General features: G+C 75.0%; 16 protein-coding genes. 13 read left to right on the forward strand and 3 right to left on the reverse strand.

From position 1 onward, the window contains the following. Positions 1 to 161: 161 nt before the first annotated feature. The 3 genes from F9B16_RS00325 to F9B16_RS00335 form a co-directional block, all read right to left on the reverse strand. The gene (locus F9B16_RS00325; RefSeq protein WP_192808527.1) at positions 162 to 788 is read right to left on the reverse strand and encodes a helix-turn-helix transcriptional regulator; all 627 of its coding nucleotides are present in this window, start codon (positions 786 to 788) and stop codon (positions 162 to 164) included. A 175-nt stretch (positions 789 to 963) separates the two neighbouring features. Beyond that, positions 964 to 1,716 (reverse strand): thioesterase II family protein, encoded by a 753-nt coding sequence (locus F9B16_RS00330; RefSeq protein ID WP_151537746.1) that lies wholly within the window; start codon positions 1,714 to 1,716, stop codon positions 964 to 966. Next, positions 1,713 to 1,967 carry an acyl carrier protein gene (locus tag F9B16_RS00335; RefSeq protein ID WP_151537747.1) on the reverse strand — a complete coding sequence of 85 codons (255 nt, stop codon included), beginning with the start codon at positions 1,965 to 1,967 and terminating at the stop codon, positions 1,713 to 1,715. The genes F9B16_RS00330 and F9B16_RS00335 overlap by 4 nt, the downstream gene beginning before the upstream one ends. Positions 1,968 to 2,227: 260 nt before the next feature. On the opposite strand from F9B16_RS00335, the gene F9B16_RS00340 reads away from it, so the two are divergent. The 13 genes from F9B16_RS00340 to F9B16_RS00400 all read left to right on the forward strand — a co-directional run bounded on the left by F9B16_RS00340 (position 2,228) and on the right by F9B16_RS00400 (position 20,944). Then, positions 2,228 to 3,247, forward strand: a complete 1,020-nt coding sequence (locus F9B16_RS00340; RefSeq protein WP_225991209.1) for an ABC transporter ATP-binding protein — start codon at positions 2,228 to 2,230, stop codon at positions 3,245 to 3,247. Further along, complete coding sequence (locus F9B16_RS00345) at positions 3,244 to 4,083, forward strand: ABC transporter permease (RefSeq protein ID WP_151537748.1); 840 nt, start codon at positions 3,244 to 3,246, stop codon at positions 4,081 to 4,083. Before F9B16_RS00340 ends, F9B16_RS00345 begins: the two co-directional genes overlap by 4 nt. Further along, positions 4,083 to 5,735 (forward strand): hypothetical protein, encoded by a 1,653-nt coding sequence (locus tag F9B16_RS00350; protein ID WP_151537749.1) that lies wholly within the window; start codon positions 4,083 to 4,085, stop codon positions 5,733 to 5,735. Before F9B16_RS00345 ends, F9B16_RS00350 begins: the two co-directional genes overlap by 1 nt. Next, positions 5,732 to 7,195 carry an AMP-binding protein gene (locus tag F9B16_RS00355; protein WP_151537750.1) on the forward strand — a complete coding sequence of 488 codons (1,464 nt, stop codon included), beginning with the start codon at positions 5,732 to 5,734 and terminating at the stop codon, positions 7,193 to 7,195. The genes F9B16_RS00350 and F9B16_RS00355 overlap by 4 nt, the downstream gene beginning before the upstream one ends. Continuing rightward, positions 7,188 to 7,796 (forward strand): phosphopantetheine-binding protein, encoded by a 609-nt coding sequence (locus F9B16_RS00360; protein ID WP_151537751.1) that lies wholly within the window; start codon positions 7,188 to 7,190, stop codon positions 7,794 to 7,796. Before F9B16_RS00355 ends, F9B16_RS00360 begins: the two co-directional genes overlap by 8 nt. Beyond that, positions 7,789 to 8,232 (forward strand): phosphopantetheine-binding protein, encoded by a 444-nt coding sequence (locus tag F9B16_RS00365; protein ID WP_151537752.1) that lies wholly within the window; start codon positions 7,789 to 7,791, stop codon positions 8,230 to 8,232. The genes F9B16_RS00360 and F9B16_RS00365 overlap by 8 nt, the downstream gene beginning before the upstream one ends. Beyond that, positions 8,229 to 10,952 carry a non-ribosomal peptide synthetase gene (locus F9B16_RS00370; RefSeq protein WP_151537753.1) on the forward strand — a complete coding sequence of 908 codons (2,724 nt, stop codon included), beginning with the start codon at positions 8,229 to 8,231 and terminating at the stop codon, positions 10,950 to 10,952. The genes F9B16_RS00365 and F9B16_RS00370 overlap by 4 nt, the downstream gene beginning before the upstream one ends. Continuing rightward, positions 10,949 to 12,541: an amino acid adenylation domain-containing protein gene (locus F9B16_RS00375; protein WP_151537754.1), complete on the forward strand. Its 1,593-nt coding sequence runs from the start codon at positions 10,949 to 10,951 to the stop codon at positions 12,539 to 12,541. The genes F9B16_RS00370 and F9B16_RS00375 overlap by 4 nt, the downstream gene beginning before the upstream one ends. A gap of 12 nt (positions 12,542 to 12,553) precedes the next feature. Beyond that, positions 12,554 to 13,234 carry a GNAT family N-acetyltransferase gene (locus F9B16_RS00380; RefSeq protein WP_151537755.1) on the forward strand — a complete coding sequence of 227 codons (681 nt, stop codon included), beginning with the start codon at positions 12,554 to 12,556 and terminating at the stop codon, positions 13,232 to 13,234. Between the two features lie 97 nt (positions 13,235 to 13,331). Beyond that, complete coding sequence (locus F9B16_RS00385) at positions 13,332 to 13,670, forward strand: acyl carrier protein (RefSeq protein ID WP_216858169.1); 339 nt, start codon at positions 13,332 to 13,334, stop codon at positions 13,668 to 13,670. Next, positions 13,671 to 19,160, forward strand: coding sequence for a type I polyketide synthase (locus tag F9B16_RS00390; RefSeq protein ID WP_151537756.1), 5,490 nt, complete (start codon positions 13,671 to 13,673; stop codon positions 19,158 to 19,160). A 22-nt stretch (positions 19,161 to 19,182) separates the two neighbouring features. Beyond that, positions 19,183 to 20,181, forward strand: a complete 999-nt coding sequence (locus tag F9B16_RS00395) for an LLM class flavin-dependent oxidoreductase (RefSeq protein ID WP_151537757.1) — start codon at positions 19,183 to 19,185, stop codon at positions 20,179 to 20,181. Continuing rightward, positions 20,174 to 20,944, forward strand: coding sequence for a thioesterase II family protein (locus F9B16_RS00400; RefSeq protein ID WP_151537758.1), 771 nt, complete (start codon positions 20,174 to 20,176; stop codon positions 20,942 to 20,944). The genes F9B16_RS00395 and F9B16_RS00400 overlap by 8 nt, the downstream gene beginning before the upstream one ends. Positions 20,945 to 21,042 lie beyond the last annotated feature (98 nt).

The following is a 21,042-nucleotide window of genomic DNA, read 5'->3' on the forward strand; positions in this document are numbered from 1 at the left end:
TGATTACACACGTCAGCGGAGGGCGCCGAGGCCAGCCGGATCCGGCCGCGCCGCGACCCCGGCCGGCGTCTCCTCGCGTCCAGCCCGCACCACCGAGACGAGGAGACCCATGGCCCCACGACGGACCTCCGCGACGGCGTCCGAGCCGGGGCGGGCTCTCCTCAGCGGCTGCCGGCGTGCCGTTTGATCTGGGCGGACGACATCTCGGGGGCGCGCGGCGACGCCGGCGGAGTCTCCGGGGCGCCGAGGCCGTACTGCACCGCGGCACGGGTGAGGTCGGCCTTGTTGCGGAGGCCGAGCTTCTGCCGGATGCGCTGGACGTAGGTGTCGATCGTCGCCTTGGACAGGCCGAGCTTCGAGCTGATCTGCTTGTGCGTCCAGCCCTCGGCGACCAGGGTCAGCACCTGCCCCTCCCGCTGGGTGAGGCCGCTCTGCAGGACGACCGAGGCGGGAGCGGGAGGCCCGGTGGGCTCGCAGAAGAGTTCCCCGCCGACCGAGCCGAAAAGGAAGAAGCGGTCCCGGGCCACGATGCTGAGGGCGACGATGAGGGTGCTGGCCTCGGTGGTCATGTCGAGGTAGCCGTGCAGCCCGGCGCGGATCAGCGTGGACAGCCGGTCGCGGTCGAGCATCTGGGAGATGCCGAGCACCAGGGAGCGCTCCGTCCAGCCGCGCAGGTCGTCGAGGAAGCGGTCGTCGATGATCTGCGGGAGGGCGAGCAGCAGGATGGGCGGCTCGCACGTTTCCTGGAGGAGCGCGTTCACTTCTCCGGCCGTCTGGATCGCGGTCACGCGGTAGAACCGCGAGGCCGACTCCAATGCGCTGAGGACGCCTCTCATCAGAAGCGAACCGTCGTGCAGGAATAACACGAGTTGCGGGGCGCGGTCGGCGTTGGCGGCGTCGATGATTTCGAGTACCGAGGGGGAGCGGATGTCGTCCGGTCTGTGTCCCAAGCTCATCAATCCTTCAGGGTGCCAGGTCTCCGAGCGTCTGTGCGAGGCGCGCTCCGAGGGCGGCGGGCGCATCGGTGGTGCGCCCGCCGTTCCCGACCTCGCGGTGGTGCGGATCTCCTTTTCCGTGAGCCGCCCAGCCGGCCGCATGGCGGCGCGCGTTCGGGTCCCCCGGTCTGGACAGCGACGTGATGGCGGTGTTCAGGGGCGGCATCGGCCGGTGTTCGTACTGGGCGAGCAGTTGGTAGTCGGCGCGGAAAGCGGGCTCGAAGACCTCGCGCATATCGTCGACCGCGGCGATCTCCGGCGGTATGCGGCCCTGCGAGACGAGCCGGCGCCAGAATTCCGCCGACTCCAGTGCCAGCAGTTCCCGCGGCGTGCGGTTGACGACGTCCGGCGGCGGATATGAGCTCACGACGAGGCGCACTGGCGGGGGACCGCCGAGTTCCTGGACGCGGTGCGCCACCAGGAAGGCCAGCAGGGCTCCCGAGCAGTCGCCGAAGAGGGCGTACGGGCGGGACAGGTGCGGGAGCAGCGCCTCGGCCAGCTCGGCCGTCAAGGGGGCCAGCTCCGTGCGCGGGGGTTCCCCGAACCTGGCCTCCCGGCCCGGCAGGGCCACCGCCCAGAGGTCGATCCAGCCGGGCAGCCGCCGGGCGAGGCCGGTGAAGACGTTGGGCCCGGCGCCCGCGTTGGGGAAGGCGAACAGGCGGATCGCCGGTTCCGCGGTATCCCCCGTCAGGCGCGTCAGCCAGAGGCCGTCCCCGGTCATTCGCGATGGGGGGCCGCGCGTCCGACGACCTCCGAGAACTCGCCGAGGGTGGGGGCGTCGAAGATGTCGAGGATCGTGAGTGAGCGGCCCAGGCGCTCGCGGACCCGGGTGAGGATCCGGGCCGCCGTCAGGGAGTCGCCGCCGAGCTCGAAGAACGATTCGTGGTCCCCGACCGGGCGCCCCAGGACCTCCGCCCAGATGGCCCTCAGTTCCGCGTCGGTGTCGTCCGGTGCCAGTGCGAAGCCCGCCATGCCGTCGCGTCCTCCCGGAGTGATCAACAACTTGTGTGCATGGTAAGTGACTCCATGGCGGTCTTCCTTGTCAATCAAATGAGACGTTGCTGTTCTTTCGGATGGCTCATTAATGGGACATCGGACCGTGCGACGGGGCGCGGACCTCCGAAGAGTGACTTGTCCGGCGCGACGCGCGGTTGATCGACTTACCGCGTGAGCAAGGCACCGATCATCCGCGTCGGGGACCGCGCCCGGCGGTGCGCCCGGCGGTGCGCCGGGTGAGCGGCCGCGTCGCGGTCGCGCTGACGGACGTGGCCAAGCACTTCCGGCAGGGCCGGCGGACGGTCGCCCAGCGGATCCGCCGGGCGCCCGACACCCGGCGGGAGGTCCCGGCGATCGACGGCGTGGACCTCGCCGTCCGCGACCGCGAGGTCTTCGGGCTGGTCGGGCCGAACGGCGCCGGCAAGTCGACCACCGTGCGGGTGATCGCGACGCTGCTGGAGCCGACCCGCGGCGCCGTCGAGGTGTGCGGGGTCGACGCGGTCGCGCACCCGCGGGAGGCGCGGCGGCACCTCGGCGTGGTGATCGGCGGGGAGCGCAGCGTCTACTGGAAGCTGACCGGCCGGGAGAACCTGGAGTACTTCGCGGCGCTGTACCACCTGCCGCCGCGCGAGACGCCGGGCCGGATCGAGCGGGTGCTGCGCGACGTGGAGCTGCTGGACCGCGCTGACGACTACGCCGAGCGCTACTCGACGGGCATGCGGCAGCGCCTGTCGCTGGCGCGCGCGCTGCTCCAGGAGCCGGCCGTGCTGCTGCTGGACGAGCCGACGTCCGGCCTGGACCCGCGCTCGGCCGAGCGGCTCCGCGAGCAGGTCCGCCGGCTGCGGGACGCCGGCCACTGCGTGCTGATCACCACGCACGACATGGCGGAGGCCGACCAGGTCTGCGACCGGGTCGCCGTCATCGACCGGGGCCGCGTCGCCCGGCTCGGCACCCCGGCCGAGCTGAAGCGGCTGGTCAAGGCCACCCAGGTCGCCCGGGTGCGGCTCGTCCTGCGGGACCGGGCCGGCGACAGCGACCTGCTGGAGTCGGTGGGCCGGTTCGCGACGGTGGCGGACAAGTCCGTCGACGGGCTCCGCGCCGAGATGACCCTGCACCTGGCGCCGGGCGTGGACCTCCTGCCGCGGCTGGTGGAGGCGGCCAACCGGCACGGCGCGACGATCCACGGGGTGGACGTCGAGCCGGTGACGCTGCACGACGTCTTCCTCGCGGTCACCGCCCCGGGGACGGCGGAATGAACCGCGCGGAGGCCGAGCTGCGCGCGATCGCCGCGACGACCCGCAAGGAGCTGCGGCTGATGCGCCGTTATCCCGCGGAGATCGTGGCGCTGGCCGTCTGGATGCTGCTGCTGCCGCTCGCGTACATCGCGCAGGCGACGGCCTTCAGCGGCGGCGGCCCGGCGTCCGTCGCCGCGTTCGAGCGGCGGGCGGGCACCGACGATTACGTCGCCTTCCTCTATCTCGGCTGGTCCGTCTACCTGTGGATCACCGCGGTCCTGTGGGGGCCGGGCCTGGCGCTGCGGCAGGAGCGCCAGCGCGGCTCCTTCGAGACCATGTTCGCCAGCCCGGCGTCCCGGTTCACCCTGCTGTTCGGCGGCGCCCCGGCGCAGATCGTCCCCGTGCTGGTGGTGTTCGCGAGCGCCGCCGCGTCGATGCGGCTGCTGTTCGGCGTGCCGCTGGACGGCGGGGACCTCGTCCGCTGGCTCGCCGTGCTCGCCCTCGCCTTCCCCGTGCTCATGGCGCTCGGCGCGGTGTTCGCGACGGCCTCGCTGTCGCTGCAGGACGCGTCCGGCGCCCTGCAGATCTCGCGGGGCGCGTTCACCCTCCTGTGCGGGGTGACCTATCCGCTCGCCGTCCTGCCGGAGCCGCTGCGCGCCGTCGGCAAGGCGCTGCCGCCGACGCAGGTGCTGGACGCCCTGCGCGCCGTGACGGCCGGGCACGAGGGCCTCGCGGCCCGGCTTCCCGGGCTGGCGGTCCTGCTCGGCGAGGCCGTCGTCGCCGCCGCGCTCGCCATGGCGCTGCTCTGGCTGAGCGTCCGGCACGCGCGCCGGGCAGGGAAGCTGGGGCTCTTCTGATGGCCGGGACGACGGGACGGGAGGGCCCGCTGACCTGGTACCAGGAGGCCGTCTGGTGGAGCCAGTACTGGAACCCGCCGGACGAGACCTACCCGCCGATGGCGGACGTCTGGTACCTGCCGGAACGTCCCACGGCGGAGGCGGTGCGCGCGGTGTTCGCGGAACTCGCGGCCCGGCACGAGGTCCTGCGCACCAGCCTGCCGCTGGGTGAGGACGGCCTGCCCCACCAGCGGCTCCACGCGCCTGGCGCGGCGCCGATGCCACTCCGTTCCGTCCCCTTGGGCGAGCTCCGCGAGGACGTGGCCGGGGTGCTCGGCGGCTTCCGCCGTCCCGGCACCGGCGATCCGGACGGTCCGCGCTGGCGGGCGGTGCTCGGCGTGAAGGAGGGGCGGGTCCCGGCCGTCGCCTTCGCCGGTGACCGGTCGGTCATGGACGGCGGGGCCGTCGCCGGACTGCGCCACCAGTTCCTGGCCGCGCTCCGCGGCCGCCGCGGCGTTCCACCGGAGGCGGGCGCGCTCGTGCAGCCGCTCGCCCGCGCGGACCATGAGCGCTCCGCCGCCGGACGGGCCAAGGCCGACGCGGCGCTCGGCCGTCTCGCCGGCGTGTTCGGCCGGGCTCCGGGCCCGCTGTTCACCGGCCCGCCGGCGCCGCCCGGCACGCCGCGGTACGTGGAGGCGTCGACGCGCTCGCCGGACCTGGCGGCCCGCGCCGCGCAGGCCGCCCGGATCCACCGGGTCACGCTGCCGAGCATCGTGCTCGCGGCCTTCGCGTCGGTGCTGGCCCTGCGCACGGGACGGTCCGGCGTGCCCATCCGGAGCCTGTGCGCGAACCGGACGACGGCGGCCGAGCGCGCGAGCGTCCTCGGGCTGTACCAGCCGGCCTACCTGATCCTCGACCTGTCCGGGGACCCGGTCATGTCCGACGTGGTGCGGCGGACGTGGCGGGAGTCCCTCAGCGCCTACGCGCACTCCGAATACCCGCCTGACGAGTTCCGCGAGACCGTGGTGCGCGCCGCGCGCGGACGCGGGTTCGTCCCGGAGTTCCAGCTCGACTACGACTTCCTGCCCGCGCCCGGTTCCGCCACGGCACGTGCCTCGGCGGGACGGGCGGCGGGAAACGCGGAGCCGCCCGTCGAGCACAGCGGCAGCGACCAGGGCCGTCCCGATTACGCCCTGTTCCAGGCGCGGATGCTCGGCGAGGAGCTGATGCTCGCGCTCGACGCCGACACCGCGCTCGTTCCCCGCGCCGAGATCGACCGGCTGCTGTCCTGGACGGTGCGCGCGCTGTTCCGCCTGGCCGACGCCTCCGCCGGCGCCCTGCGCTGCAGTGAGTTCGGCGCGGCGATCGGGCTGGAGCAGGAGGGCACGGAACGAGCGCAGGAGCCGACCGTCCTCGCCGACGCGGCGGCGGACCCGGCGGCCGAACGGGCCTTACGTGAGGCGTTCCTGACCGCGCACAGGGGAGTGGGCGACGTGGATCTCCGCGACGACTACGTGGCGGCCGGCGGACGGCTCCGGAAGGTGCCCCGCACGGTGCGCGCGCTCGCCGGTCACGGCTTCGGCGGACTGCGGGCCGAGCACGTCGAGACGCCGGTGAGCCTGCGGACGGTCGCGGCCTCCCTGCGGCGCGAGCCGTGCGAGGCCGGGCGATGACGGGCGGCGCCGTCCCGGCGGCCGAGCGGTTCCGCGAGCTGGCGCGCGACCGCCCCGACGAGCCCGCGCTGATCGTGGACGGCGGGCCCGCCGCCCCGGACACGGTGGTGAGCCGGGAGGAACTGGACGCTGCATCGGCGGACCTCGCCGCGCGGCTCGCGGTTCCGGCCGCCGCGACCCCGCGGCCGCCCGTGGTGGTGATCGACGCGGCGAACGACGCGCGGACCGTGATCGCGTTCGCGGCCTGCATGCGCGCGCGGCTGCCGTTCCTGCCCCTGGACCCGCTGATGCCGGAGGCGGAGGCGGCGCGGGTGCTCGACGCGCTGTCCGCGCACCGGTCCCCGGTGACCTTGGAGGACACCGCCTCCTCGCCGGGCAGGCCCGGCGTCGCGGAGGGCCGGGGAGGATACCTGCTGGCCACGGGCGGCTCGTCCGGGACGCCCCGCCTGATCGAGCATCCGCGCCCGCTCGACCACGACCCGGCGCGAGTACCGAACGCGATGCTGCGGGCCGTGGGATGGCGCGGCGGGCAGCGCCAGCTCATCGCGGGTCCGCTGCACCACGCCGCGCCGTTCATGTGCTGCTGGGAGGGCCTGCTGGGCGGCGACACGCTGGTGGTGCTGCCGCGCTTCGACCCCCGCCGGATGCTCCGCGCCATCGACGCGCACGCGGTCGAGTGGGCGCAGCTCACGCCCGTCCATCTCCAGTGGGGCCTGGCGGCGCTGGAGCGGTCCGCGTACTCGCTGCGCTCGCTCAACGCCGTGATGCACACCGCCGCGCCCTGTCCCGCCGAGGTCAAGCGCGCCTGGATCGACGTGCTCGGCCCGACGCGCCTCTACGAGGTCTACGGGGCCACCGAGGCGGTCGGGACCACGCTGCTGCGCGGCGACGAGTGGCTGGAACGGCCGGGCAGCGTCGGCCGGGGCTTCTGCACGCAGATCCGCATCGTCGACGAGGACGGGCGGCTCGTCCCGCCCGGCGTCGAGGGCGAGGTGTTCATGCGCCGCACCACCGGCCGCGACGCGGTGGGCCGGGAGCTCGGCGGCCCGTCCGGCGGCGTCCGCTGGACGGTCGACGGCTTCGCCGGGGTCGGCGACGTCGGCCGCCTCGACGCCGGCGGGTACCTGTACCTCGCGGCCCGCCGCCACGACATGGTGATCGTCGGCGGCGGCAACGTCTATCCCGCCGAGGTCGAGGCGGCGCTCGCCGAGCATCCCGACATCCTCGACGTCGCGGCCGTGGGCCGGGCCGACGGGCAGCTCGGCGGGCGGCTGCTCGCCCTGGTGATCAGGCGGCCGGGCAGCGCGCTCACCGAGGCCGCCGTGACGGAGTTCGCGCGCGGCCGGCTCGCCCCGCACAAGGTGCCGTGGACGGTGCGGTTCGTGACGGAGCTGCCGCGCACGGAGGCGGGCAAGCTGCACCGGCGCCGCCTCGCCGAACAGGAGGTGACGGGTGTCTGATCTCGACGACGGAGCCGGCGGGCCGGGAGGCGCCGGGGGCCGTTCCCCCTCGGGAGGCACTGACACGGTCGTCCCGGACCTCGGGACGCGGCGGGTCGAAGCGGTCCTGCGGGCCCATCCGGACGTGCGCGAGGCCGTCCTGCTGCCGGGCTTCGGCGACGGCCCGGGGGAGACGGCGCTGGTGGTGCCGCACGGGTACGCCGTCGGACCCGAGCTGGCCGCGCACGTGGCCGCGGAGCTCGGGATCGCGGCGATCCCGGCGACCATCGCGCTGCTGCCGGAGATCCCCCGCGGCCCGGACGGGGCGCCCGACGCGGCGGCCGTCCGTGAGCGGCTCGCCTCCTGGCCCGCCGTGTACCGCTTCGAACTGCCGCGCACCTCCGCCGAACGGCGCGTCGCCGCCCTCTGGTGCCGGGTCCTCGACCGCAAATGGGTCGGCGTGCACGACGACTTCATCGAGCTCGGCGGCGACTCGCGGACGGCCGCGCTGCTGCTGGCCGAGCTGCGCGCGGAGCCGGGCGCGGACGTCACGATGGGGGACCTGTTCGAGCTCGCCACCGTGGCGCGGCTCGCCGAGCGGTTCGGGCCCGCCGATGGCTGAGCCCGCGCCCGGGGGACGCCCGCCTGGGGACGATCTCGCCGCCGAGCTGCGCCGGCACGCCGCGCGGCTGCTCCCGGCGGCCATGGTCCCCAGCCTGATCGTGGAGCTTCCGGAGCTGCCGAGGACGCCGAGCGGCAAGCTCGACCGCGCGGCCCTCCCGGCGCCGGACACCGCTCACGGCCCCCTGCGGGCCGAGCCGGGCGACGAGCGGGAGGCGGCGCTCGCGGAGATCTTCGCGGAGGTGCTGGGGCTCCCGGCGGCGGCGGTCGGCGCCGACGACGACTTCTTCCGGCTCGGCGGCACGTCCGTGCACGCGGTCCGAGCTCTGGCGCGGATTTCCGGGCGCTTCGGGACCCGCGTCCCGCCGCTGCGGTTCTTCCAGGAGCCCACCGTCCGGCGGCTCGCGCGCGTCCTGAGGGAAGGGGCCGGCTCGTGACGTCGGACGCCCGCGAGGCGGCGCCGCCGGTGAGCGCGTACGCGCCGCCGCCCGTCCAGGAGACGATGTGGCTGCGCGAACGGCTGCTGCCGGGCACCGCGATGCACAACCTGGCCGCGGCGCACGAGATCGACGGGCCCGTGGACGCCGGCGTCCTCGCCGCGGCGATACGGCGGGTCGCGGCCCGGCACGATGCGCTGCGCACCACGTTCCACGAGGTCGCCGGACGGCCGGAGGCGCGGGTCCACGCGGACGCGCCGGTCGAGCTGGCCGAGGTCGACGCGACCGGCTGCGCGGACTGGCGCGACCCGGCGAGGGCCGAGGCGACCCGGCCCTTCGACCTGACCCGCCCGCCGCTGCTGCGCGCCCTGCTCTTCCGGCGGCCGGCGGGCCGCTCGGCGCTCGTCCTCGTCGTCCACCACCTGGTGGCCGACGCCTGGTCGCTCGGGATCCTGTGGGAGGAGATAGGAGACGCCTACAACGCCGGCCTGCGCGGCGAACCGTGGACGCCTCCGCCGCCCCTCTCCTACGGCGACCACGCGCGGCGCCGGAACGCGGCAGGCAGTGATGGCCGCCGCGACCGGACGGCGGCCTTCTGGCGCGACCGGCTGGCGACGGCGCCGCCGTTCACCGTCGTCCCGCCGGACCGGCCGCGCCCGGCGGGGGCGGCGACCGGCGGCGCCACGCACGAGGTCCGGCTCGACGCCAGGCTGCGGGACCGGCTGGCGGCGTTCGCGAGCGCGCGTCGCGCGTCGCCGTTCATGGTGCTCGCCGCCGTGTGGAGCGCCGTCCTCGCCCGGTACGCCGGGCAGGACGACGTGGTGTTCGGCGTTCCCGCGTCCGGGCGGGACCGGCCGGACGTGGAGCGCGTCGTCGGCCTGTTCGCGAGTCCGTTCCCGCTGCGTGTGGCCGTGGACGTCGCGGAGCCGTTCGAGGCGCTGGTCGCGCGGGTGCGGCGGGAGCTGCTCGAATCGATGGCCCACCAGGACGTGTCGATGCTGGAGCTGGCGGACGCGGCCCGGGCACCGCGGCAGCTGGACACGACACCGGTGTTCCAGATCCTGTTCACGCTGTTCCGGACGGACCACCGGCCGCTGGAACTGGCGGGCGCCCGCTGCCGCTACGTGTCGGGGCTCGTGGAGGCGGTGCAGACCGACCTGGCGTTGACGGCGACGATGCCGAACACGGGGGAGCTGCGGTTCCAGCTGCACTACAGCACCGGCCTGTACGACGCGGAGACCGCGCGGTGCCTGCTGGGATGCGTGGGCGATCTCCTCCGCGACGCTCTCGAGCGCCCCGGCGTGCCGCTCCGCGAACTGCGCATGACCAGCGGACCCACGGCCGGGGTTCCGGCTGCCGTGTTGCCTTCCGCGGATGCCGTGGGAGGTGAGACGGCACCGGAGATGGTGCGTCGCATGGCGGCGGCCATGCCGGGGGCCGTCGCGGTGTCCGACGGGACGCGTTCGCTGACGTACGCCGAGCTGGACCGGCGGGTCGAGCGGTTCGCCGGCCGGCTGCGCGCGGCGGGCGCCGGTCGGGGCGATCTGGTGGCGCTCCTCCTGCCCCGCAGCGCCGACCTGGTCGTCGCGATGCTCGGCGCGTGGCGGGCGGGCGCCGCCTACCTCCCGCTCGACCCCGCGCATCCGCCGGACCGTCTCGCGTCCCTGCTGGCCGACGCGAGGCCGGTGGTCGTCGTGGGCTCCTCTGCGTCCGGCGCGCCCGCGTCCTCCGGCTTGCCGGTGCTGCTCGTGGACCGGGACGGCGGCGAGGTCACCGCATCCGCTGGTGCCTTGCACGCGCCCGCACCTGATGATCTGGCGTACGTCATCTACACGTCCGGGTCGACCGGCGGGCCCAAGGGCGTGGAGGTGCCCCACCAGGCCGTCGCGCACCTGTTCCGGGCGATGGCCCGGCGGCCCGGGCTGGACCGGACCGACGCCGTCCTCGCGCTGACGAACCCGACGTTCGACATCTCCCTCGCCGAGCTGATCCTCCCGCTCAGCGTGGGCGCCCGCATCGTCATCGCGCCCCCGGGCGCCGAGCACGACCCGCGGGACGTCGCCGGGCTCGTCCGGGACGCGGGGGTGACCACCGTCCAGGCGACGCCGACCGGCTGGCGGAACCTGCTGCTCGCCGCACCGGCGGGCCAATGGCTGCGGCGCGCCTGGTGCGGCGGCGAGGCGCTCGACGCCGCGCTCGCCGACCGCCTCACCGGCCTGGCAGGCGAGGCGTGGAACCTGTACGGGCCGACCGAGACCACCGTGTGGTCGCTCGCCGCGCGGCTGCGGGCCGGCGCCGCGACCGTCCCGCTCGGCTCCCCGCTCGGGGACACGACCGCGATCGTCCGCGACGGATGGCATGAGCCCGCCCCGCCCGGCGTCGTGGGTGAGCTGTGGATCGGCGGACCGGGCGTCGCGCGCGCGTACCGGGACCGGCCCACCCTCACCGCGGAACGGTTCGTGCCGGACGCCGGCGGCGCGGTCACGTACCGGACCGGCGACCTCGTACGGCTCCGCCCCGCCGGCGGGCTGGAGTACCTCGGCCGGATGGACCGGCAGGTCAAGCTGAACGGCCACCGGATCGAGCCGGGCGAGGTGGAGGCGGTGCTCCGCGAGCATCCCGCGATCGCCGACGCGGCCGTCGTCCTGCGCGACGACCTCCCGGGCGGTCCCCGGCTCGTCGCGTACGTCACCCGCCGCCCGGAAGGCGGTGCGCCGTGAGCGGCGGCTCCCTGTACTCGTGGTTCGCCGCGGGCGCCGCGCGCCATCCGGACGCCGTCGCTCTAGAGGTGGGGAACGAGAACTGGACCTACGCCGAGCTGGAGCATGCAGCTGCCGTGACCGCCGCGCTCATGGCACGGCGGCGGGGCGAGCCGCCCCGGCGGGTCGGCCTGCTCTGCGCCCGCACGCTGCCCGCCTACGCCGGCTACCTGGCGGCGTTGCGCCTCGGTGCCGCCGTCGTGCCGCTCGGCCCCGGGTATCCGGCGCCCCGCAACCGGGCCATGGCCGAGGCCACGGGGATCGACGTCCTGCTCACGGACGAGCCCGGAGCCGCGCGGGCGGCCGGGATCGCGGCGGCGGCGCGGGCGGTGATCGTCGAGCTGCCCCGCTCACCGCGCGGCCTCGCGCAGACTTCCTCGCCGCCTGCGCCCCCGCCCGCGTCCGTCGAGCCGGGCGACATCGCGTACATCCTGTTCACCTCGGGGTCGACGGGCGTGCCGAAGGGCGTGCCCGTCACGCACGCCAACGTCACGGCCTTCCTGCGCTCGTGCGCCGAGCGGTATCCGGTCGTCAAGGGCGACCGGGTGTCGCACACCTTCGAGCTGACCTTCGACCCCTCCGTCTGCGACCTGTTCCTGACCTGGAGCGGGGGCGCGACCGTCGTCGTCCCGGTGGGGAACGAGGCGCTGCGGCCGTCGGCGTACGTGAACCGCAGGGGCATCACGCACTGGTTCTCGGTGCCGTACGCGGTGTCCCTCGGCCTGCGCGCCGGGGGAGTCGAGCCGGGCTCCATGCCCGGCCTGCGGCGCACGCGCTTCGGCGGCGACCGGCTGACCGCGCGGCAGGCGGCGGCCTGGGCCGAGGCCGCGCCGCACAGCGCCGTCGAGAACACCTACGGGCCCACCGAGGCGGCGGTGTTCTGCACGGCCTACGAGCTGCCGCGATCACCGTCGGACTGGCCCGTCACCTCCAACGGCACCGTGCCCATCGGCCGCCCGCTGCCGACGGTGGAGCACGTCGTCATCGGCCCTGACGGGCGGCCCGCGGCGGAGGGCGAGCTGTGCCTGCGCGGCGAGCAGCGCTTTCCCGGCTACCTCGACTCCCGGTCCGACGCCGGGCGCTTCTACGCCCTTCCACCGGCGGCGCCCGCGCGGGTGCCGTGCCGGCCGGGACCCTACGGGCCCGAGCACTGGTACCGCACCGGCGACCGGGTGCGCGTCGAGGACGGCCTGCTCGTCCATCTCGGCCGGCTCGACCAGCAGGTCAAGGTGCGCGGCTACCGCGTCGAGCCGGGCGAGGTCGAGGCGGTGCTGCGGCGGCACCCGGACGTCGCCGACGCCGTCGTCTTCCCGGCGGGGGACGGAGACGAGCGCGGCCTCGCGGCGATCTACACCGGCCGCCCGGTGCCCGCGGCGGACCTGGCGGCGGCGGTCCTCGGCGCCCTGCCCCCGCACATGCTGCCGGGCTCGTTCGAGCACCGGGCGGAGCTGCCCGTCAACGGCAACGGGAAGGTCGACCGGGCCCGCGCGGCGGCGGCGGGCGCGGCGGCCGGGGGCGCCGCGCGCGGCCCCGTGAAGAGGATCGGATAGCGAGGAGCCACCATGATCGGCACCCTGACCACGCTCGAGCACTGCCTTCCCGGCGACTACGAACGCCTCGCCAAGTGGTTCTCCTCGGCGTCCGGATGGTACGCCCTCGGAAAGCAGAAACTGTTCTCCGCCGACGACCTGAGGAACGAGAACCTGCACGGCAAGACGCACTTCCTCATCGTGGTGGAGAACGGCAGCAAGCGGCGCGTCGGCGCGGTCACCTGGACGGAGAAGGAGGAGTACGAGGGCAGCTACGTGATCGGCACCGGCGTCGGGGATCCCGAACTCTACGATCGGGGACTCGGCGCGGAGGCCAGCGTCCTGCTGCTCAACTATCTCTTCCACATGAAGAACGCGCACCGGGTCGAATTCCTCTTCGGCCTGTACAACAAGCACGCGCTTCCCGCGCTGACGCAGTGGAACGTCACGCTCGAAGGGATCCTGCGCGACTACTTCTATCTCGACGGCGAGTACCAGGACGCCGCACTGTGCTCGGTGCTGCGCGATGAGTTCTACGAGTTCGCCGCCGCGGGCGGATTCCTGTCGACCCTGGACGAGATTCCGCGCGCCGACAAGGAGGAGGCGCGGGCGCTGGTGAGCGAGCATCTCGCGAAAATGCCGGACCGCCATCTCGCGGACCTGTTCGGACGGCCCCGTCCGGTCGCCCCGCATCGCCGGGAACGACCGCTCTGACCAGCGGTGACACGGGTCAGACCTCCAAAAAGAGACTGTCCGGCCGCCGCCGGACGTGGTGGTATCGGGATCATCGTCCACGGAAGGAACGCCGAGGGTGCACGAGGTGGAGTCGGCGATGCTGGGCATCGTCCGGGACGCCTGGGAGAAACGCCTGGGAAAGCGCGGCCTCGGCGTCGAGGTGAACTTCTTCGACTTCGGCGGGACCTCGCGGATCATCGCCGAGGTGCGCGCCGACCTCATGGCGGGACTCGGACGCGAGATACCCCTCGTGGCGTTCTACCGCCACCAGAACATCAGAGCCCTGGCCCGCCATCTGGCGGGCGGCGCCGACGCCTCCCCCGAGGCCGGGAGAGCGCGCCGGCCCGCGCCGGGCGGGCGGCAGCGGGCACTGCGCGGCGCGGCACGCGCCCGCCGGACGGAAGGTGAGGCGTAAATGGCCGACGACATTCGGGAGAACGATGTCGCGATAGTCGGGATGGCGTGCCGCTTTCCCGGCGCGAACGACGTCCGCGAATACTGGGACAACCTCGTCAAGGGCGTCGAGGCCATCCGTTTCCTGACCGACGACGAGCTGCGCGCCGCCGGCGTTCCGGAGCGCTTCGTCAACGACCCGAACTATGTCAAGGCCTGTCCGATGATCGACGACATGGACGGGTTCGACGCGGCGTTCTTCGGCTACACCGCGCGCGACGCCGAACTGCGCGACCCGCAGGGCCGGCTGTTCCTGGAGACCTGCCACAGCGCGCTGGAGGACGCCGGATACGACGTCGGCCGCTACTCCGGGACCGTCGGCGTGTTCGGCGGGGCGGGGGAGTACCGGTACGGCTCGGACAACGTGCGGCGCAACAGCGCGGCCGTGGACGCCGCCGGCGGGATGAGCGTCGCGACCGCCACCGAGCCCGACTACCTGGCCACCACCGTCTCCTACCGGCTCGGGCTCCAGGGCCCGAGCTTCACCGTCCAGACCGCGTGCTCCACGGCGCTGGTGGCGATCCATCTCGGCTGCCAGTCGCTGCAGATGGGCGAGTGCGACATGGCCCTGGTCGGCGCCGTGGACGTCCGCCTGCCGTACGGGCGCGGCCACTGGCGGGTCGACGGCGGGATCGGTTCGGCGGACGGGCACGTCCGGGCGTTCGACGCCGCCGCGTCCGGGACCATTTTCGGCAGCGGGGTCGGGGTGCTGGCGGTGAAGCGGCTCGCGGACGCCCGCGCCGACGGCGACCACGTGTACGCGGTCATCCGCGGCTCCGCGATCAACAACGACGGCGCCGCCCGCGCCGGGTACACCGCCCCGGGCGTCGAGGGGCAGACGCGGCTGATCGTGGAGGCGCTGGCGGTCGCGCAGGTGGCGCCGGAGTCGATCGGGTACGTCGAGGCGCACGGCACCGGCACCCTCGTCGGCGACCCGATCGAGGTGACGGCGCTCAGCGACGCGTTCCGCGCGGCGGGGGCCGCCGCCGAGCAGTACTGCGCGCTCGGTTCGGTGAAGACGAACGTGGGGCACCTCGGCGCGGCGGCGGGCGTCGCCGGGATCATCAAGGCCTGCCTGGCGGTCCGGCACGGGGTGATCCCGCCGACGCTGCACTTCCAGGAGCCGAACCCGGCGATCGACTTCGCCTCCAGCCCGTTCTACGTCAACACCGAGCCGGTGCCGTGGGCGGGACCGCGGCGCGCCGGGGTGAGCTCGTTCGGCATCGGCGGCACCAACGCGCACATCGTCCTGGAGGAGCCGCCGGAGGACGTGCGGGTCCCCGATGAGCGCCCATCACCGCAGGTCATCGCCCTGTCGGCGCGTACGGGCGGCGCTCTCGCCGCGATGGCCGCGCGGCTCGGCGAGCACCTCGGGGAGCCGGATCCGCCGCCCCTCGCCGACGTGGCGTGGACGCTGCAACACGGCCGCCGCGAGTTCCCGTACCGCCGCACGGTGGTGGCGGCGACCGTGCAGGACGCCGCCGCGGCCCTGCGGGACCTGGCCGGCACGGCGGCCTCCACCCGGCCCGTCCCGGTGGAGGGGCGCGGCGTGGCGCTGCTCTTCCCCGGCCAGGGCGCCCAGTACCCCGGCATGGGGGAGGGCCTCTACCGGACGCAGAAGGTGTTCCGCACCGTGATCGACGAGTGCGCCGAGGTGCTGGAGCCCCTCATCGGCGCCGACCTGCGCGACCTGCTGTACGGAGGCGCGACGGGCGAGGCGCTCGCGCGGACGCGGCTCGCCCAGCCCGCCCTCTTCGCCGTCGAGTACGCGGTCGCGCGGCTGTTCGCCTCCTGGGGGGTTGCACCCGACGCGCTGCTCGGGCACAGCATCGGCGAGTACACGGCCGCCTGCCTCGCGGGCGTCATGTCCTTCGAGGACGCCCTCGCGGTCGTCGCGGCGCGGGGCGAGCTGATGCAGGGCATGCCGCCGGGCTCCATGGCCGCGGTGCCGCTGCCCGAGCACCTGGTCGTTCCGATGCTCCTCGGCGGCATCGAGGTGGCTGCGGTCAACGGCCCAGCGGCGACCGTCGTCGCCGGCCCCGACGCCGCCGTGGACGCCTTCGAGAAGCGCCTCGAACCGTGGGGCGTGCGCTGCGGCCGGCTGGTCACCTCGCACGCGTTCCACAGCGGCATGATGGACGCGATCGTCGAGCCGTTCCGGGAACGCGTCGCGAGCGTGCGGCTGAACGAGCCGCGCATCCCGTTCCTGTCCAACGTCACCGGCACCTGGATCACCGCCGAGCAGGCCACCGACCCCGGCTACTGGGCCGCGCACCTGCGCAGCGCCGTCCGCTTCGCCGACTGCGTGCGGACTCTCGCCGACGGGGCGGACCGCGTCCTGCTGGAAGCGGGCCCCGGCCGGACCCTCACCGGCGCGGCGCGGCAGTGCCTCCTCGGCGCCCGGACCGTCCTCGCCACCTCGATGCGGCACCCGCTCGGCGAGGACGACGACGAGGTCCTCGCCCTGGAGGCCCTCGGCAGGCTCTGGAGCGCCGGCGTCCCCGTGGGCTGGGACGGCGCCGCGGGCGGCGACCGCCGCCGCGTGCCGCTGCCGGTCTACCCGTTCGAGCGGCGGAGGTACTGGCTGGACCCGGACCCCGCCGGGGCCGCCGGTCAGGACGAGGAGGAGCACGACGAGGGCGCCCGCCCGGTGGAGCGCGCCGTCTACGCGCCTGTCTGGACGGAACGCCCGATCGGCACCGAGGTCCCGGCGGTGCCGGACGCTTCCCGGTGGCTGCTGCTGACCCCCGGCACCGGGCCGGTGGAGGATCTCGCGGACCGGCTGGAGGCCGAGGGGGCGCGCGTCGTCCGCGTCACCGCCGGGCCCGGGTTCGCCGAGACGGGCACGGACCGGTTCGCGGTGCGTCCCGCCGAACGCGACGACTACGAGGCCCTCCTCGGCGCGCTCGGCGACGGCGCGTTCCCCACCCATGTCGTGCACGGCTGGACGGCCACCGACGCCGAACCCGACCCGCTCGCCCCCGAGGCCGTCGAGCGGGCCTGCGACCTCGGCTTCTACTCGCTGCTCCTGCTGGCGCAGGCGCTGGAGGACCGCCTCCCGGACGAGCCCGTCCGGATCGTCGCCGTCAGCACCAACATGCAGGACGTCTCCGGCGAGGGCGCCAACGAGCCCGGCAAGGCGACGCTGCTCGGCCCCGCCATCCTGATGAACCGCGAGCTGCGGCACGTGAGCTGCCGCAGCGTGGACCTCGCCGCGCCCGCCCGCCAGCCGTCCGACGTCGTCGCCGGCCAGTTGCTCCGCGAATGCCTGCGCGACGACGACGCGGACCGGCAGGTCGCCTGGCGCGGCCTCAAGCGCTGGGCCTGGTCGTACACCGGCGTCCCCGTCGAGGTCCCCGAGGAGAAGCCCGCCCTCCTGCGCGAGGGCGGCACCTACCTCATCACCGGCGGGCTCGGCGGGATCGGCCTCACCACCGCCAAGGAACTGGCCCGGACGGCGCGCGCGAACCTCGTCCTGCTCGGCCGCACCGCGCCGCCCGACCGCGACGCGTGGCCCGGCCTCCTCGCCGATGAAGGCACGGACGAGGCCACCAGGCGTCTGCTCGGCGAGCTGGCGGAGATCGAGAAGCTGGGCGGGACCGTCCTGGCCCGCGCCTGCGACGTGACCGACGAGGACGCGCTGGCGGCGGCGGTCGCCGAGGCCGCCGAGCGGTTCGGCCGCGTCGACGGCGTCTTCCACTCGGCGGGCGTCGCGGGCGGCGGGCTGCTCGCCGTCCGCGACCGGGAGGCCGCCCGCCGCGTCCTCGCCCCCAAGGTCGCCGGGACCCTCGCCCTGCACCGCGTCCTCGGCGACGACGTGGACTTCGTCGTCCTGTACTCCTCGATCACCTCGGTCGTCGGCGACTTCGGGCAGGTGGACTACTGCGCCGCGAACAACTTCCTCGACTCCTACGCCCGCCGCCGCGCCGCGTCCGGGGCGCGGGTCCTGTCGGTCAGCTGGGGCGCCTGGCGCGACGTCGGCATGGCCGTGGACGCCGCCCGCATCACCCCGAACGTGTTCCGCGAGATGCGGGGCGGCAAGTGGTCCGAGCCCGCCGAGCACCCGCTGCTCGGACGCCGCCTGCACGACCTGTCGGACGACGTGGTGTTCTCCACGGTGCTCGGCCCCGAGTCGCACTGGATGCTCACCGACCACCGGGTCGGCGACATCCCGCTGATGCCCGGGTCGGGATGCCTGGAGATGATCCGGGCGGCGGCCGTCACGGCCCTCGGCGCGGGGGAGGACGAGCACGTCGAGATGACCGACGTCGTGTTCCTCGGACCGATCGAGGTCCGCACGGACCAGGAGATGCGGATCACGCTTCGTCCCGCGCAGGACGGCTTCCACGACGCCTCCTTCACGGTCGCGCCCGCCGACGCCGACGACCCCGCCGCCTGGACGGAACGGGTCCGGGCGCGGGTGCGGACGGTGCCGGCGACGCCGGCGCCCGTACACGACGTCGAGGCGGTCCGCGCCGCGTGCGCCGACCACCGCTTCGAACCCACCCCGGACTTCCGCTCCCGGGGGATCGTCGACTTCGGGCCGCACTGGTACAGCGTCGAGCGGGTCGACATCGGCGCGCGCAGGCAGCTCGGCACCGTCGCGCTGCCGGCGGAGTTCCGCGCCGAGTGCGGCCAGTACGTGCTGCACCCGGGCCTGTTCGACGACGCGGTCTCCAACGCCCGCGTCATCGAGGGCATCCGCAAGGGCAACAAGTACCTGCCGCTGAGCTACCGGCGCATCCTCGTCCGGGCGCCGCTCCCGCCCCGCTTCCACGTCGACGTCCGCGAGCTCGACGACGCCGAGGGGGAGATCGTCGCCGCCGACATCCGCGTCATGGCCCCCGACGGCACCGAGCTGGCGGAGATCGAGCAGTACGCGCTGCGGCGGGTGGACCCCGCGGCGTTCGCCGAGGGCGCCGCCGAGGGCCCACGGGCGGAGCCGGGCCCGGCGGGCGCGCCGGCCCCCGCGGCGGCGCCGGACCGCGCCGACTGGATGATCACACCCGCGACCGGCATGGACGCGCTGCGGGCGCTGCTCGGCGCGTGGGGCGCCGCGCCGCACCTCGTCGTCTGCCCGGAGGGCCTGGAGGCGAACCTGCGCCGCGTCGAGTCCCTCACCGGCGACGTGCTCGAACGCGAGCTCGGCGGCGGCGCGGTGGTCGCCACGACCGCCGCCCAGGGCGAGCGGCTCCTCGACACCCCCTACGCCGCGCCCGAGACGCCCCTCCAGCAGCGGATCGCCGCCCTGTGGTCGGACGCCTTCGGCATCCGGGAGATCGGCCTCGACGACGACTTCGCCGAGCTCGGCGGGAACTCGCTCATGGCCGTGCAGCTCGCCTGGCGCGTCCGGCAGCACTTCGACGTGGAGGTCACGGTGGCGCGGCTGTTCCGCCGCCCCACCGTCCGCGCCCTGGCCGAACTGGTGGAGAACGAGCAGGGCGCGCGCTGAGCGTCCGGGAAAGGTTGCGACGATGACGGGATCCTTCATCGCGGCGGACGAGCTGCGGACGGCGGCGAACCCGCTGCTGCTCGGCCCCGGCGCGCACGGGCTGCGCGCCACCGCCGACCGCGCGCGGATGGCCGAGGAGGCGGGCGCCGGGCAGCTGTGGCTCAGCCAGGTCCCCGACAACCACGACTCGGCGCTCGTCGCCGCGGGCTGCGCCGCCGCGACCCGCTCGATGCGCGTCGGGACCGCGGTCACCCCGGTGGCGGGACGCCATCCGGTGCTGGCTGCGCAGGCCGCCTCCGCGCTCGCCGACCTGTCCGAGGGGCGGTTCGCGCTCGGGCTCGGAGCCGGCCACCCGTTCATCAACGAGTTCGTGCTCGGCCTCGACCCCGTCCCGCCGGTCGCGGCGATGCGCGAATACCTGACGATCGTCCGGACCCTGCTGCGCGAGGGCCGGGTCGACTTCGTCGGACGCCACCACACCGCGCACGCCTCCAACGTGACCGGGCACGGCGCCGACGTCCCGATCCTGCTCGGCGGCATGCGGCCGAAGATGATCGAGCTCGCGGCGGAGCTGGCCGACGGGCTGCTGCTGTGGCTCGCCCCGCTCCGCTACGTGGAGGAGCACGTCCTGCCCGCCGTCCACGACGCCTGCGCGCGGGTCGGCCGCGACCCCGCGACGCTGCCCGTCCTCGTGGAGGTCCCCGTCTACCTGGCCGACGACCACCCGAACCTGTACTCCGACCTGGAGGGCCTCATCACCCAGTACGCGATGATGCCGTCGTACCGGCACGTGTTCGAGGCGTCCGGGTTCGGGGACAGGCTCGCGACCGGCGAGATCGACCGCGCGATGACCGACGCGATCGCGATCGCCGGGGACGCCGCCGAGATCGCCGGGCGGCTCGAGGAGTTCCGGACGCTCGGCTGCGTGCCGGTCCCCGCGACCGCCATCGGCGACCGGCCGCTGGAGCTGGACACCCCCGACGCGTTCGCCCGCTTCCTCAAGGCGGTCTGCGTTGCCTGAGCCGGTGGCGCCGCCCGGCCGGTGGACGCGCTTCGCGCTGCCGGCGAGCGCGCCGCGGGTCCGGCTCATCTGCCTGCCGTGCGCCGGGGGAGGCGCGACGGCCTACCGCTCGTGGGTGCGCGAGCTCGCGGGGGCGGGCGTCGACGTCTGGCCCGTCCAGCTGCCCGGCAGGGAGAACCGGTTCGAGGAGGACCTTCCCGGCTCCATGGAGGACCTCGTCGAGGTGCTGCTCGACGAGCTCGGCCCGGCGCTCCGCGCGGCGCCGTACGCCCTGTTCGGGCACAGCATGGGCGCCAGCATCGCGCTGGCGCTGGCCTTCGGGGCGCGGGCGCGGGGGCTGCCCGCGCCGGTGCGGCTGTTCCCGTCCGCCGGCCGCCCCCCGAACCGCCCCGATCCGGACCCGCCCGCCCACAGCCTGCCGAAGGCGGCGTTCGCCGAGCGGCTGCGCGCCTACGACGCCGGTTCGCTCCTGCTCCGCGAACCCGAGCTGCTGGACATGTTCCTGCCCAAGCTGCGCGGCGACTTCGCGCTGTTCGAGAACTACCGTCCGCCGGACGAGGAGCCCCTGGACTGCCCGTTCACCGTCCTCGGCGGGCTCGACGACGCCTCCGTGCCCGCCGCCCTCCTGCCCGCCTGGGCGGACTACACGCGGGGCGCCTTCGAGGTCCGGCTGGTGGCGGGCGGCCACCTGTTCCTGGACTCCGCGCGCGACGCCGTCGTCCGGCTGGTGCGCGCCAGGCTCGTGCCGGAGGCGGCGGGATGAGCCGGGATGCGGCGTTGATGAGCGCGGAGGCGGCGGGGATGAGCGCGGAGGCGGCGGGGATGAGCGCGGAGGCGGCGGGGATGAGCGCGGAGGCGGCG

The sequence above is a fragment of the Actinomadura montaniterrae genome (genome assembly GCF_008923365.1).
Taxonomy (GTDB): Bacteria; Actinomycetota; Actinomycetes; order Streptosporangiales; family Streptosporangiaceae; genus Spirillospora; species Spirillospora montaniterrae.